The organism is Salinibacillus xinjiangensis (assembly GCF_009649735.1).
In the GTDB taxonomy this organism is placed as follows: domain Bacteria; phylum Bacillota; class Bacilli; order Bacillales; family Alkalibacillaceae; genus Salinibacillus; species Salinibacillus xinjiangensis.
In genome coordinates this window covers 275,190-288,866 of the sequence record NZ_WJNH01000003.1, presented here as the reverse complement: position 1 = coordinate 288,866, position 13,677 = coordinate 275,190, and the positions used below count along the sequence as shown (strand labels likewise).

Genomic DNA, 13,677 nt, shown 5'->3' with positions numbered 1-13,677 from the left:
CCCATTTATTGATTCCTTAATCTTCTTTTGACGAAAAGTATAATCCCACCGATAAATAACATAAGGGATAAAAGTAGTCCATTCGAAGTTCCAATGGATGTAGTAAAGCCTAAAAATAAAATGATAAAGCTTAAAACTAGTAATCCAATCGCCATTTTCAATCTCCTTCCTATCCATTTAGCAGTTATTGCATAATTAATTTATATTGCTCCTCAAATCGAGCCCTTTCCTCAAGAAATGGATAATGATTGCTTTTTTCAAAGATGATTAACCTTGCATTCGGCATGTAATCTGCCATTTCTTTTGAATAAATGATAGGACACTGAACATCGTGTCTTCCACAAACAATTAATGTGGGAACTGTCACAAACGATAGCTTTTTTGTAACATCGTACACCTGTAATTCTCGACTGAAATAGTCCATCCGAATAGCAGATAGACCTTTGCTTATATTTAAGGAAAAGTATTCATCATACCTCTCAGGCTCCAACAAAGAAAGCTTGGTCCGTTCTACCTTTAGTTCACTTCTCGTCTTGCATTCTCTCAAAATGAGGATGAGCCTCATTATAAATACAATCCTTTGAAAATGTCATGTATTCTCTTGCAGCTGCTCCGACAATTAGATTAAAGGTAAGGTGATTTGAAAAATAGATTCCATATAGAACCCCAAGCATTCCACCGGTAGAATGACCTGCAAAACCCCACTGCTCATAGCCGAGCGCTTCTCGAATAGCCTCTAAATCAAAAACCGATTCAAGCAAGCTGAGCTGATAGGGTTCTTTCATCCCCTCAGAGTTCCCTGCCTCTCTTAAATTGACCAGGCATACCTTATTTGTTTTCGTAAATGTTTCGGCAAAATAATCACCGCTTTCATTAAAAATCGAATAGTGATGCGTAATGCACAGTGGTTTTTGTGAAAACCTCAAAACGACCTCTTGTAGTGTCAACAAAGGTTCTTTACCAATTTACCATAACTAGTTCCCTTTCCTATGTACCTTATAATGTAACCATGCAGCACCATTCCCGACAGGTTTCATTTTTAGTAATTCAAGCTGAATCGCATCCTCTATTTGCTGCAAATCATCACAATCAAATATAGTTGGTGTTTGGCGACCCCCAACAGCTAGTGGGGCATATACTAGACTAATTTCATCGATGAGCCCTTTTCTTAAAAAGGCTCCATTGATTGCCCCGCCTCCACTTAATCCTAGCTTGCGAAAACCATTTTCATATAACTTCTCAAGTGCTATAGAGAGATCTATATGCTGTCCTGTACCAGCTTGGATAAACCGTATCCCTTTTTCATTCAGTTGGTTTATGTATTCCTCAGAAACATCTTCTCTTGTTACCACTAATAATCCTTCCATCTGGTACCAATTGATTCGACCGCGGCCATCAAAAACAATATAAGCCTTAGATTTTTTGGGTTCATAAATAGATTGTTCCAGTTCAACCAAATGGTTTCCGAACACCATTAAAGTTTCACTGCCTGAAATGAGACCATCACAATCCAACTCATCATAGAAGCGATGGGTGATGTCGCGAGCATCACCATCAATTCCTGCTTCTGTCCATTCTGAAACATTATGATTTGGTGCGGTTGTGATTTTTCCATCTATGGAAGAAAAGATGTTTAAGATAACCTGGGGTCTCGGCATGGTACAACACTCCTTCCATTTGTACTTATCTCATCAATTTTTCATTTTATCAATAAACACATTCTCTCCTGTAGACCCTAAAAGTGTTTTAAGTAGCTCCGTCCTTTTGTTTTCTTCCGTTTCAAGGCTTTGGTTGAATAATCGTGTTAATCTCCTGGCCTGGTTTCTTTCTTCTATTAATATAGAATCAGCTGGATTGTATAGCTCACCGTTCAGCATTTTCTGTTTTTCTGTACTCATGTTTGTTGTTCCTCCTAGTGAGTAAGTCTGTGTTTGCCATTTCTTTTGTTTGTTAAATTATAACATTACTCCCTAATCTAGTGTACAAAAGAAACCATTGACTTTTTTATTACAAACGTGTAACAAAAATTCACCTTAAACGACTAAGTGTACAAAGGCAATTTAAAAACGAGGTGAGTGATTGTGAAAAAGATACTGTGGCTATGTGTAATAGTGATATTGGGTATTGGTGTGTTAACCTACTCTCTACTTTCAAATTCAATAACAGCTCAAATACCGGCCGCATCGAGCTATGCCCCCGCTTTCAAGGATTGGTCTATCCATTTTTCTGAACCTATGAATCCAGAAACCTTTACGAATGATAGCGTTCAGGTGTTTGACCAGAGAAATGACACCATTGAGGTCGATTTTGATTGGAATGAAGACAATACCATTTTAACGGTGAAAGCACCTGAAAATGGCTATCAGTTGGATGAAAGCTACCGCATAAACATTTCAGAACGGGTAGAGACAACAAAGGGCGACCAACTTTCTCAAGAATTTACCCATGTATTTCAAGCTGTTGAAGATCTACCAAAGATTGCAGGTGAAAGTCAACTTCTTACTTTGTTAGAGGAACGCATGGAAAAACGTCGACAACAATATGACGGAGTAGTGATGGAAAATGCAGAAGCCGATACTGCTACAGAAGAAAGTTCAGCAAGTGGTGAAGCGGGCAATAATGCTCCCACCTCAGATACCAACGTACAAGTAGATGGGATTGATGAAGGAGATACCATTAAAACAGACGGGGATTATATTTATTTTGCACGAGAAAATGACATTGTGATTGCTGCAGCCAAGGGAAAGAACAGCACTGTGGTCAGTAAAATTGACGAGGATCATTTCCACACCCAAGAGCTTTATTTGCATAAAAATCTTTTAATTAGCATCGGAATTACCGAGAAATCCATTCGTCCTGAAAAAGCACCTAACCGCTCGTTGCCGAACGCAGATACAGCCATTTATCCACCCGTTCATGCTCCCCAAACAACTGCTTACATTTACGATATTTCTGACAAGAAAAATCCGAAACGAGTCAGAGAATTTACTATGGAGGGGGCACTCATGGCCTCGCGAAAAATGGATGGATTCCTATACCTAGTTGGAAATAATCATCCTCCCTATCATATAATGAGCGATAAACAAGGCAACAAAGATGTAGAGGTTCGACCCTTTATTAAGGATACAGCCGTAAGTGAACAAGGTGAACCAGTTGATTATGAGGATATGTACTTTTTCCCTGAAAGCCATGATGAGCGTTTTATGCTACTCACCTCCCTTGATTTAAGTGACATGGAAAAGGAAGCGAATGTTGAGACCTATTTAGGGGCATCCAATCAGATGTATATGTCTAAAAATCATATATATACAGCCGTTAATAAATATCCAGTTAGCACCAATAACAATCAAAACAGTACAGCAGAAATTGCCATTGCACGTCCAGCTGATACAAAAATTATTCAGTTTAAAATTGACCAAGAAGACATTACGTACCATGCATCAACCATTGTAAAAGGCACCTTAATCAATCAGTTTGCCATGGACGAACGAAATGAAACATTCCGAGTGGCCACGACGAAGGGTTTAGCCTGGCAGGAGGAACAACCCTCCACTAATAATTTGTATACCTTTGACCTAGATTTAAAACCACTTGGTAAGGTGGAAGGTCTAGCTGAAGGAGAGCGAATATATAGTGTTAGATTTATGGATCATGTAGCTTATATGGTGACCTTTAAACAGGTTGATCCCCTATTTGTAATTGATTTACAGGATGCTAAAAATCCAAAAGTATTAGGCAAACTGAAAATTCCAGGCTTTAGTAATTACCTACATCCACTAGATGATCACCACGTCATTGGCTTTGGTCAGCACACAGAATTAAGGGATGTAGAATGGGATGATGAACCTCAAGTACAACAAGCTGGACTGAAAATATCAGTTTTTGATGTTAGTGATCCAACAAAGCCAAAGGAGAAATACAGTGAAATACTAGGTCAACGAGGCTCTCATTCGGAGATTAACTATAACCATAAATCACTGTATAAACATCCCGAGAAGAACTTATTTGGTTTTCCTGCGCAGCTATCTGAAACAAAGGTGATTCATAAGGGGGATGCCACCTATGAGGATATGTCTTTTGTTTACGAAGGAGCATTTTTATACGAAATTACACCTGAAAAAGGAATTGAACTAAAGGACACGATTACGCATCAGAAAAAAGATATACCGCATCCAAGATGGGAATCACAAATAAAGCGTATGGTTTCAGTTGGGGATATTCTTTATACCTTTTCCTTTGAACATATGAAGGTTTATAACATTAAGGAGGAAAATGTCATTAAATCTGTTGAACTGCCAGACTTAAAACGTCCTTATTGACCAGAAAAAGATAAGCTGAAACAACAGCTTATCTTTTTTCCATTTAAATCTTTTTCACAAATTTAGACTTTAATTGCATGGCACCCAATCCGTCAATCTTGCAGTCAATATCATGGTCGCCATCAATAAGTCGAATATTTTTCACCTTCGTCCCTCGTTTAACGACAGATGAAGTACCTTTTACTTTCAAATCCTTAATAACGGTGACAGTATCCCCATCTTGCAATACATTGCCGTTTGAGTCCTTATAAACCGTTTCGCTATCTTCCTGCTCTCCCTCTGATTCTAACGTCCATTCATGTGCACACACAGGGCACACGAAAAGATTCCCATCCTCATATGTATATTCGGATTGGCATTCTGGACAATTTGGTAGTTCACTCATTATGTACATCCCCCCTAGTGGATATTCTACCATACGAACTTGTAAAACACCCTATCGCTTTTCTAAAATAACCTTTATAATGGATAAACATGAGTTTTTATAAGAAAAGGTGTTTTGAACATGAGTTTATTAACTGTTAAGAACCTAAGTCATGGCTTCGGTGACCGAGCAATCTTTGATGACGTATCCTTTCGTCTATTACAAGGAGAGCATATCGGTCTTATCGGCGCAAATGGTGAAGGAAAATCTACATTTATGAATATGATTACCGGTAAATTAGAACCGGACGCAGGAACCATCTCTTGGTCCAAGCATACGCGAGTTGGCTATTTAGACCAGCATGCTGATTTAAAGCAGGGAATGACGATTCGGGATACACTCAGAACAGCGTTTCAATATTTGTTTGATATGGAAGAGGAAATGAATCGTCTGTTTGCGAAAATGGGTGAAGTGGGGCCAGATGAGTTAGAGCAACTACTTGAAGAAACAGGTCGTATACAGGATTCGCTAACCAATAATGACTTTTATACAATAGATGCGAAGGTCGAGGAAATTGCTAATGGACTTGGTCTGGATGAGTATGGTTTAGAACGTGATGTCCATGACTTAAGTGGTGGTCAACGTACAAAAGTGTTACTTGCTAAACTGCTGCTGGAAAAACCAGATATTTTGTTACTGGATGAACCAACGAACTACCTTGATGTGGAGCATATTGAGTGGTTGAAAACCTATCTACAGGAATACGACCATGCCTTTATTCTGATTTCGCATGATATTCCGTTTTTAAATAGTGTCATTAACTTGATCTATCATATGGAAAACCAGCAGCTCACTCGCTACCTTGGGGATTACGATGAATTCCTACGTGTATATGAAATGAAAAAACAACAGCTTGAAGCCGCATATAAAAAACAGCAAAAGGAAATTGCTAATCTTAAAGATTTTGTCGCTCGAAACAAAGCCAATGCCGCAACAAGTAAAATGGCCATGTCTCGTCAGAAAAAGTTAGATAAGATGGATATTATTGAGCTGGATTCGGAAAAACCGAAACCAAAATTCCGTTTCAAACAGGCCCGTACGCCAGGAAAATATTTATTTGAAACAAACCAATTGGTGATCGGCTATAAGGAACCCTTATCAAGACCTCTTGATTTAATGATGGAACGTGGACAAAAAATAGCTTTATCCGGTGCAAACGGCATCGGAAAAACGACTTTACTACGTAGCATTCTTGGTGAAATCGAACCCATCTCAGGCAGCGTTCAATTAGGAGAGCATTTGCATATCGGTTATTTTGAGCAGGAAATCAAACAGGAAAATCAAAACACCTGTATCGAAGAGGTGTGGGAGGAATTTCGTCACTTCACTCAATATGAAGTTCGTTCTGCCTTAGCCAAGTGTGGACTGACTCAAAAGCATATCGAAAGTAAGGTTCATGTCCTTAGTGGCGGAGAAAAAGCAAAGGTGCGTTTGTGTAAATTAATCAATAAAGAAACCAATTTACTCGTGTTAGACGAGCCGACAAACCATTTAGACCAAGATGCGAAGAATGAACTTAAACGGGCCTTGCAAGAATATAAAGGTAGTGTCATGTTAATCTCACACGAACCTGAGTTTTACCAAGACATTGTCACAGAGGTTTGGCATTGTGAGGATTGGACCACTAAAGTATTTTAAGTGACATAGTGGTTTGAATTTACGTATGTTATTTGTTATAATAAGTTGCTTTTAAAATTTCTGAGGGGGAAACTTTTTTGTCAATTGAAGTAGGTAGTAAGGTACAAGGAAAAGTCACGGGCATCACAAATTTTGGAGCTTTTGTTGAAATCGCAGAAGGCAAAACAGGATTAGTTCATATCAGTGAAGTAGCTGATAGTTATGTTAAGGATGTAAATGACCATCTATCAGTCGGTGACCAAATTGAAGTCAAGGTCATTAGTGAAAAGGACGGAAAAATTGCCTTGTCCATCAAAAAGGCCATTGATAAACCAGAAGGACAAAACTCTTATTCCAAGCGCCCGCGCCAAGGAAGAGATCATCGGAATTCTAAAGGTGGCCGTTCAAGAAACTACAAGCCAAAGGAATCCTTTGAGGATAAACTATCTAAGTTTTTAAAGACAAGTGAAGAAAATTTATCCACTATTCGCAGCAACACAGAGTCAAAACGTGGCGGTAGAGGCGGAAGACGCGGATAAACTTCTTTTCACTCATCATAAAGTTCAAGGCAAGCCTTTAAAGGCTTGCCTTTTTTGCTGACTAATTTAACTTCGTCTTCCTCTTATGCTGCATCTTAGATAAAGGAGTTTCATTCAGCTCTTTTTTGCTTTTGTTTTTTGTTTTTTTATGATCTTTAGACATTTAATCTCCCTCCTCTATTTTAGGTTTTCTCAAATGTAATAATTTATTGATCATAATAAGTTTACATAATTTACTTATCGTCAACTTACATCATTTTCTTTTTAAAACACGAAGTCTGACATAAAATTACATAAAACGTCCATATTACAAATAGGAGGTGACGAATTTGGCTGGAAAAGAAAAAAGAAGTAAGAGAAAAAGACAGAAATTACAAAAAGATGATATTACCGTGGTTGATTCAGACGCAGCCAAAAAAGCCGTTGTCGCTACAGCTATTGGAAATGGGATGGAATGGTTTGATTTTGGCATTTATTCGTATTTGGCAGTAACGATTGGGAAAGTATTTTTCCCAGATATAGAGGGACCCATGCAACTGGTCTATTCCTTTGCTACATTTGCCATTGCCTTTCTTGTCCGTCCTATTGGAGGAATTTTCTTCGGTATGTTAGGAGACCGAATTGGTCGTAAAAAAGTACTAGCCATAACATTGATTATGATGGCTGTTGCTACACTTAGTATTGGTTTAATCCCAAGCTACGCATCCATTGGGACAACAGCTACTGTCCTGTTACTCGTAGCCAGATTAGTTCAAGGATTTTCCACTGGTGGCGAATATGCAGGGGCTATGACGTTTATCGCTGAGTCTACTCCTGATAAAAGGCGAGGTTTTATGGCGAGTGGTTTAGAAGTAGGAACCTTAGTGGGATATATTTGTGGAGCAGGACTCGTAACTTTACTCACCTACATATTAGGTTCTGAAACGATGGTGGCATGGGGCTGGAGAATTCCGTTCTTTGTTGCTGCACCAATTGGTTTTATTGGTTTTTATTTACGTAGTCGTTTAGAGGAAACGCCGGCATTCCAAGCAATGGAAAAGGATAACAGCGACGTAGATGAACAAGCATCCGTGAAAGACATTTTGATCTATCATAAAAAACCTTTACTTATTGGGATGATTGTCGTTTTCTTTTACAATGTGGTCAATTACACCGTCCTCTCCTATATGCCATCTCACCTCTCAGCCGTATTAGGGTATGGTGAAACGGAAGGCTTGCTTTTAATCGTTATTGTTATGATTATTATGGTTCCAATGGTTTTGGTGATGGGCTTCTTTAGTGACCGGATCGGGGCCAAGCGTATCATACAGGGAGGGTTAATTGGATTAGTGCTATTATCGATTCCTACCTTCATGTTAATCGGAAGTGGGAATACATGGCTAGTCTTTTTCGGGTTATTAATTTTAGCCCTATTTTCTTCTTCCTTTCAAGGAACAATGCCAGCACTCCTCCCTTCCTTGTTTTTTACCCGAGTAAGAAACGGAGCGCTTGCTATTACCTATAATATATCCGCATCATTGTTTGGAGGGACAACTCCTTTAGTTGTTTCTTGGCTGATTAATCAGACGGATAATAGAATGATTCCTGCCTATTATGTCATTTTTGCATCCATTATAGGTATCATCGTCGTATCTTACTTTGTTAAAGAAGTGGCAGGCAAGCCACTTCGCGGTTCTCCACCCGCTGTCACCGAAAAAAGTGAAATTAAGGACGTTTTGGAAGAGCCGGAAGAAGCATTATGGTGGCAGGATGAACGAAAAAAAATAGACGAAATGAAAGAAGATGACAAACAATAACAGAGAATGCGCTGTTCATATTGAACAGCGCATTTCCCATTTACTTTTCAGTATGCCAAAAAACCGCCAAAGATTCTTCACCCGCGTGTACTGCTAAGGATGAGCTAATTTCTCCAATAACAATTTCTACATTAGGGATCACAGCTTGAATTCGTTGCTTCAGCTTTTCCGCTTTTTCTAGTACATTGGCATGCATAATACCCAATTGCTTCACTCGTTTTTCCTCACAGGATTGTTTCAATAAGTCAATTAATTTCGTTACAGCCTTCTTCTCAGATCTTACTCGTTCTAATAAGCCAAGCTCTCCTTCAGAATTAATCGTTAGAATAGGCTTAATTTGAAGAACATTTCCAAGTAAAAAGCTTGCCCCTGACATTCTCCCACCTTTATATAATTGCTCTAAACTACCGAGTAAAATTAAATTTTTCGACCTAGTTTTTTCCTCTCTGAGCACATTGGCAATCTCTTTAACATCAACACCCTCATCAGCAAGCTGAAGCCCTTTACTGAGTAATTCTGTAATCGAAAAGGAAAGAGATTTCGAATCAATGACTTCCACATCGAATCCCACTTGGTCCTTAGCAGTCATTGAGCTCGACACTGTCCCGCTTAGTTTACCTGAAACATGAATGGCAATCGCGTGGTCATAGTTTTTTTGTAACTGTTGGTATACCTCTTGAAACCTCCCTACAGATGGCTGGGATGTCTTTGGCACCTCTTTGCTATTGCGAATAATGTTGTATAGTTCATCGGAGGTCAAATCTATTCCGTCCTCATATTCACGACCTTCTGAAATGACAACAATTGGCACAACATATACATCAGGATGCGAACGCAATTCCTCTGTTAAAAAAGCTGTACTATCCGTTACAAATGCCACTCTTTTCTCTGCCATAAAGCTATCTTCCTCCCAATCAAATCTGATACATTATTATAAGTATATGATACCAAACATTATGACTAGGTGCTAATTTTTCTTAAAAGTCGGATAATAAAAGTTTCGTTAATTTACATCTTTTCCACCTTCCTATATAATGACGTCAAATGAGGTGATTACGTATGGCAATTGTAACAGTCGACTTTGACGGTACCCTATATCAAGGAAACTCCTTTAAGGTTATGTTTCAAGCAGGCAAAAAGACGTTTGGCCTCAAACAATGGGGAGTTGTATTCACTGGTATGCTCAAATCTCTTTGGCTGGGGTTAATCAGAGGGAAAAACGCATTACGCCTTCAATTTTTCAAGGCATTTGCAAAGACATTTAAAGGAAAAACAACCGAAGAATTAGAAGATTTTTTTCAAGAACTTGTACATATAGGGAAAGAGGAGGTCAATCGAGGTCTTGTACAAACAATAAAAGAGCATCAAAGGAACGGGGATACTATCATTTTATTATCAGGTGCCCTTCACCCTTTCTTAGAAGCATTCGCAAAGGAATTACAGCTAGATGTCCATATTATCAGTACGGAACTGAAGCTAGATTCAAGTGGTCTTTGTACAGGTGAAGTTGGACAAATTATAAATGGGGATGAAAAAGTAAGACAAGTAGAGAAATGGCTAGAAAAGGCCGAACTTAATCATACCAATGAAATTTGGGCCTATGCAGATAGTGAAAGTGATATTCCGTTATTGAACTATGTGGAGCATCCCATTGTAGTAAATCCTAATCAGGATATGAAGTTGATTGCAAAGAAAAATAAGTGGCCGATCTTTGCGTCGTAAAAGAGGACGGCTTCTTGTCGTCCCCTTTTACGTTCACTTAAGCATGAATGGAGTCACATAATTCCACTTCTAATTGCGCAGAACCAGGGTCCACACTTTGATAAAATTCTAAATTCCAGCCTCTTAACGACCGTTTCATCCCGTGTTCAGCAATCCATTTATGTAGCGTCTCATAGCTTTGACCAATAAGGTGACTCGAATCCTTGTGCATAATCGCAGCATATTTTTGAGGCGGAATGGTTAACGTGACCATTCCTTCTGGGATTTGAGCAAACTCCTCAACTTGAACACAAACCCAATATCCTTCATCCTCTGGTGTTGTTTCTTCAACAACAAATGCACCAACTTGTTTTCCTGAGTTTAAAACGTGCTGAATTTCACTGGTTCTATCTTGGAGTCGTTTGGCTGCTTTTGGAATTTCATTTATGTATTGATCACCCTCACACACAACACGAAAACCAACTAACTTTAGTTCCTCTAACTTTTTAATATATTTATTCATCTGAATATTATCCTTTCGATTTATTTAGGTACTCATTAGGGGATATCACCTCAAAAAGACCACTTTCCACTAAAAACTGTGACACTAAATGAACATGAGCTGCACCAATAATTAACAAGGTCCGGTCACATGATGCGTTTGTGATCTCTGCAAGATTTTTGTAAATCGTTAAATTTCTTTGATACCACCAACGAAGCCAATCCATTCCAATATATTCGATTCCTTTACCAATGCGGGCAATTGCCATATACATCTCATGATCCAATTTAATTCTGGATTCCGAGTTACATTCTCTGACCAATTCATGAATACTATTACCCTTTATATCAAGTTGAAGTTTTGGACGGTAATATTCATGTATAAGGTTGTACATATCGGGTTGCTCTTCCTTGGCCCAGTCTAAAACCTGTCCAAGCCCCATGTTTCCCACAGTATCCATCCAATCAATCGCATAAACCTGACGATGATTTAACTCCGCTGCTGTTTGAAATCCGAATTGATGGATTTCATTAACCCCGAGTTTAAAAGTTCCATCTAAATATTGTTGAAACTCCTTATTTAATGAGTCATTATCCTCTTTAACAATTTCAAATGCTATTTTAGTTGGGTTGTATTCTTTTAAGGATTCGACAACCTTTCTGATCTCCTTTTGCCTTTGTTGCACGATGCTCTCATCTATGTCAATTCTCTTTAAATCAGGCGTATAACGCATATGAAAAGTCCCTAAGACCATCACTTTTGACTTCTTGGAAGACCTGCCCATGTATTCCCCTACCTCCGTTTTTCATGCATATATTTCATCCACTTTTTTTGTTGATAGCTTAAAAATAAATACCCAACTGTTGAAAGTAGACTACCCCCGATGGCAAACTGCATCAAAAACTGATGTGAGGAATATAATCCTACTCCAACACCACCAATACTTAATAAAGTTAATAAAAATAACTGCCTTTTACCATTTTCATAAATGGTAAATTGAAATTGTCTCCGTTGCTCCTTTTCCTTTAAATCCTCTAACTTTTGCGGTAATGTTAAAAATTCTTTAAAGGAATAGAATAGCTTGAATAATGGCTGTGACTGCAACCAATGCCATACAAATGACCAACCATGATTTCCCTGTTTTTTTATCCAATTCGTAAAAGCCGGCTTTAATATAACGATAAATTCTTCTTCTGGAGCAAGGTTGTATATCATTCCCTCCAAAGTGACAAAGGATCGTCCTAGAAATACAAATCGTGTTGGAACCTGTATGGGAAGTGCTTGTATGAGATTATTCATTTCTAATTTGAATTTAAAAAGGTCCATGTCTTGCCATTGGTTTACTTCAAATGACATCATTTCAGCAAGCAACTTTTCCATAGTTCTTTTGTCTGCTTCTGGAAGTAAAAATCCTAATTGGGTTAGACATTCCACTGCTTTTGAAAAGTTTTTGGAAAGCATACTCTCTATTAGACCCTGAAAATTCGCAGCGTCCCTTTTCGATATTTCCCCTATCATCCCGAAATCTAGTAAGATAATGTGTCCATCCTCAGAGATCAGTACATTGCCTGCGTGCGGATCAGCGTGAAATAACCCAGGCTCTAGCCATTGAGGAAGAAATATTTCAATGAGTCGCTTAGCCAATTCAGTTCGACTGATTTCAAGTTGATCTAACCGAGACTCATCGGTCACACGGATACCTTCCATCCACTCCATCACCAATACCTTAGAGGAACAATAGTCGGAATATACCTCAGGAATTTTGACAATATCTACATCCTTAAATCGTTTTTGAAACGACAACAGTGTATCTTTTTCCTTCGAAAAGTCAAGCTCCCGTTCTATGACCTGTTTTAACTCATCAAAGAGCACCTTAAAATTGATAAATCCCTTTGGAACGGGAACAAAATGGTCTGCTGCAAACCAAATAATCATTCGTAAAGTCCGGAAATCCGTTTGAACGATGGACTCTATTTCCGTGCGCTGAACTTTAATAGCTACCTCTTCACCGTTAATCAAAACACCTTTATAAACCTCTCCAATCGAAGCGGAAGCGACTGCCTTTTTTTCAATCCATTGGAGGTGCTCTTCAATTGGGCTTCCCCATTCCTGTTCGAGAATCTGTTCAATCTCCTTCCATTCAGAAGGAGGGACATGGTCTGTAAGGTCTTGGATTTGTTGAATAAAGGATTTTGGGAGCAGGTCAGCTCTAATACTTAGTAATTGACCAACCTTAATTAAGAGACCCTCTAATTCAAACAGCGTCTCACGAAATTTCTTCCCTATTTTTCCCCATAGTACTTCCCATTCAGCATCCGTTTTATTTCGAAGTTTGTACCAATAGATTTGAATAAAGATTACAAATGCTAAAGATAAGACTTTTGCCATTCGCCTTAATTTACTATTTGTCTTCACTACCGATTCGCTCATTTCGTTTTATAAGTTAACAGTCTTAACGAGTATAATTTACACTTCCCCGTAATACTCAGCAAAATAAAGAAATCCAACTTCTTTTACAATGAAATTCCTTAATTCACTCTGTGTAGCCTCCTCAATCGGTGGTTCTGTTAATGTATACACTTTTGCATCTAATTTTTTGAGTTGATTTTTATCCGTTTCATTATGATAGTTGTCCTGAATAAGTTCCGATGTAACCGCCGCAACTGGATGCCCCATAAATACAACATGGGTTCTTAATGCCAGTTTGGGAGATAGATGTAGCAAAATAAATAAAATAACGAGAACAATAGGTACCCATATTCTTTTCTTTTTCATGGAA

General features: G+C 38.4%; 13 protein-coding genes and 2 pseudogenes. 5 read left to right on the top strand and 10 right to left on the bottom strand.

Annotated features, from left to right (window positions below; translation table 11 throughout):
- Positions 1-5 precede the first annotated feature (5 nt).
- The 4 genes and pseudogenes from GH754_RS07080 to GH754_RS07065 all read right to left on the bottom strand — a co-directional run.
- On the bottom strand, positions 6-155 hold the full coding sequence (locus tag GH754_RS07080; RefSeq protein WP_153728012.1) for a hypothetical protein: 150 nt from the start codon (positions 153-155) through the stop codon (positions 6-8).
- A 29-nt stretch (positions 156-184) separates the two neighbouring features.
- Positions 185-948 (bottom strand): annotated as a pseudogene (locus GH754_RS07075) (alpha/beta fold hydrolase); the annotation flags it as partial.
- Between the two features lie 26 nt (positions 949-974).
- Positions 975-1,658 (bottom strand): RibD family protein, encoded by a 684-nt coding sequence (locus GH754_RS07070; RefSeq protein ID WP_153728011.1) that lies wholly within the window; start codon positions 1,656-1,658, stop codon positions 975-977.
- A gap of 48 nt (positions 1,659-1,706) precedes the next feature.
- Positions 1,707-1,898: pseudogene (locus GH754_RS07065) on the bottom strand (maltose acetyltransferase domain-containing protein); the annotation flags it as partial.
- A 183-nt stretch (positions 1,899-2,081) separates the two neighbouring features.
- Between GH754_RS07065 and GH754_RS07060 the strand changes: the two are divergent.
- Positions 2,082-4,319: a beta-propeller domain-containing protein gene (locus GH754_RS07060; RefSeq protein ID WP_153728009.1), complete on the top strand. Its 2,238-nt coding sequence runs from the start codon at positions 2,082-2,084 to the stop codon at positions 4,317-4,319.
- A gap of 43 nt (positions 4,320-4,362) precedes the next feature.
- Here GH754_RS07060 and GH754_RS07055 read toward each other — a convergent pair whose 3' ends face one another.
- The gene (locus tag GH754_RS07055; protein ID WP_153728008.1) at positions 4,363-4,704 is read right to left on the bottom strand and encodes a zinc ribbon domain-containing protein YjdM; all 342 of its coding nucleotides are present in this window, start codon (positions 4,702-4,704) and stop codon (positions 4,363-4,365) included.
- Between the two features lie 120 nt (positions 4,705-4,824).
- Between GH754_RS07055 and GH754_RS07050 the strand changes: the two genes are divergently transcribed.
- The 3 genes from GH754_RS07050 (at position 4,825) to GH754_RS07040 (ending at position 8,695) form a co-directional block, all read left to right on the top strand.
- Positions 4,825-6,381: an ABC-F family ATP-binding cassette domain-containing protein gene (locus GH754_RS07050; RefSeq protein ID WP_153728007.1), complete on the top strand. Its 1,557-nt coding sequence runs from the start codon at positions 4,825-4,827 to the stop codon at positions 6,379-6,381.
- A gap of 77 nt (positions 6,382-6,458) precedes the next feature.
- On the top strand, positions 6,459-6,899 hold the full coding sequence (locus GH754_RS07045; protein ID WP_153728006.1) for a S1 domain-containing RNA-binding protein: 441 nt from the start codon (positions 6,459-6,461) through the stop codon (positions 6,897-6,899).
- 329 nt (positions 6,900-7,228) lie between these two features.
- Positions 7,229-8,695, top strand: a complete 1,467-nt coding sequence (locus GH754_RS07040; protein ID WP_153728005.1) for an MFS transporter — start codon at positions 7,229-7,231, stop codon at positions 8,693-8,695.
- A 40-nt stretch (positions 8,696-8,735) separates the two neighbouring features.
- Here GH754_RS07040 and GH754_RS07035 read toward each other — a convergent pair whose 3' ends face one another.
- The gene (locus GH754_RS07035) at positions 8,736-9,590 is read right to left on the bottom strand and encodes a DegV family protein (protein ID WP_153728004.1); all 855 of its coding nucleotides are present in this window, start codon (positions 9,588-9,590) and stop codon (positions 8,736-8,738) included.
- A 164-nt stretch (positions 9,591-9,754) separates the two neighbouring features.
- On the opposite strand from GH754_RS07035, the gene GH754_RS07030 reads away from it, so the two are divergent.
- Positions 9,755-10,417 carry an HAD family hydrolase gene (locus tag GH754_RS07030; RefSeq protein ID WP_153728003.1) on the top strand — a complete coding sequence of 221 codons (663 nt, stop codon included), beginning with the start codon at positions 9,755-9,757 and terminating at the stop codon, positions 10,415-10,417.
- A gap of 37 nt (positions 10,418-10,454) precedes the next feature.
- Here the strand turns inward: GH754_RS07030 and GH754_RS07025 are convergent, their stop codons facing one another.
- The 4 genes from GH754_RS07025 to GH754_RS07010 are packed head-to-tail and all read right to left on the bottom strand — an operon-like array spanning position 10,455 to position 13,673.
- Entirely contained in the window at positions 10,455-10,919 is a 465-nt protein-coding gene (locus tag GH754_RS07025; RefSeq protein ID WP_153728002.1) for a GyrI-like domain-containing protein, read from the bottom strand.
- Between the two features lie 7 nt (positions 10,920-10,926).
- Positions 10,927-11,682, bottom strand: a complete 756-nt coding sequence (locus GH754_RS07020) for a DUF5694 domain-containing protein (protein WP_153728001.1) — start codon at positions 11,680-11,682, stop codon at positions 10,927-10,929.
- 8 nt (positions 11,683-11,690) lie between these two features.
- Entirely contained in the window at positions 11,691-13,313 is a 1,623-nt protein-coding gene (locus GH754_RS07015; protein ID WP_323741891.1) for an ABC1 kinase family protein, read from the bottom strand.
- A gap of 51 nt (positions 13,314-13,364) precedes the next feature.
- Positions 13,365-13,673 (bottom strand): hypothetical protein, encoded by a 309-nt coding sequence (locus GH754_RS07010; RefSeq protein ID WP_153727999.1) that lies wholly within the window; start codon positions 13,671-13,673, stop codon positions 13,365-13,367.
- Positions 13,674-13,677: the final 4 nt, after the last annotated feature.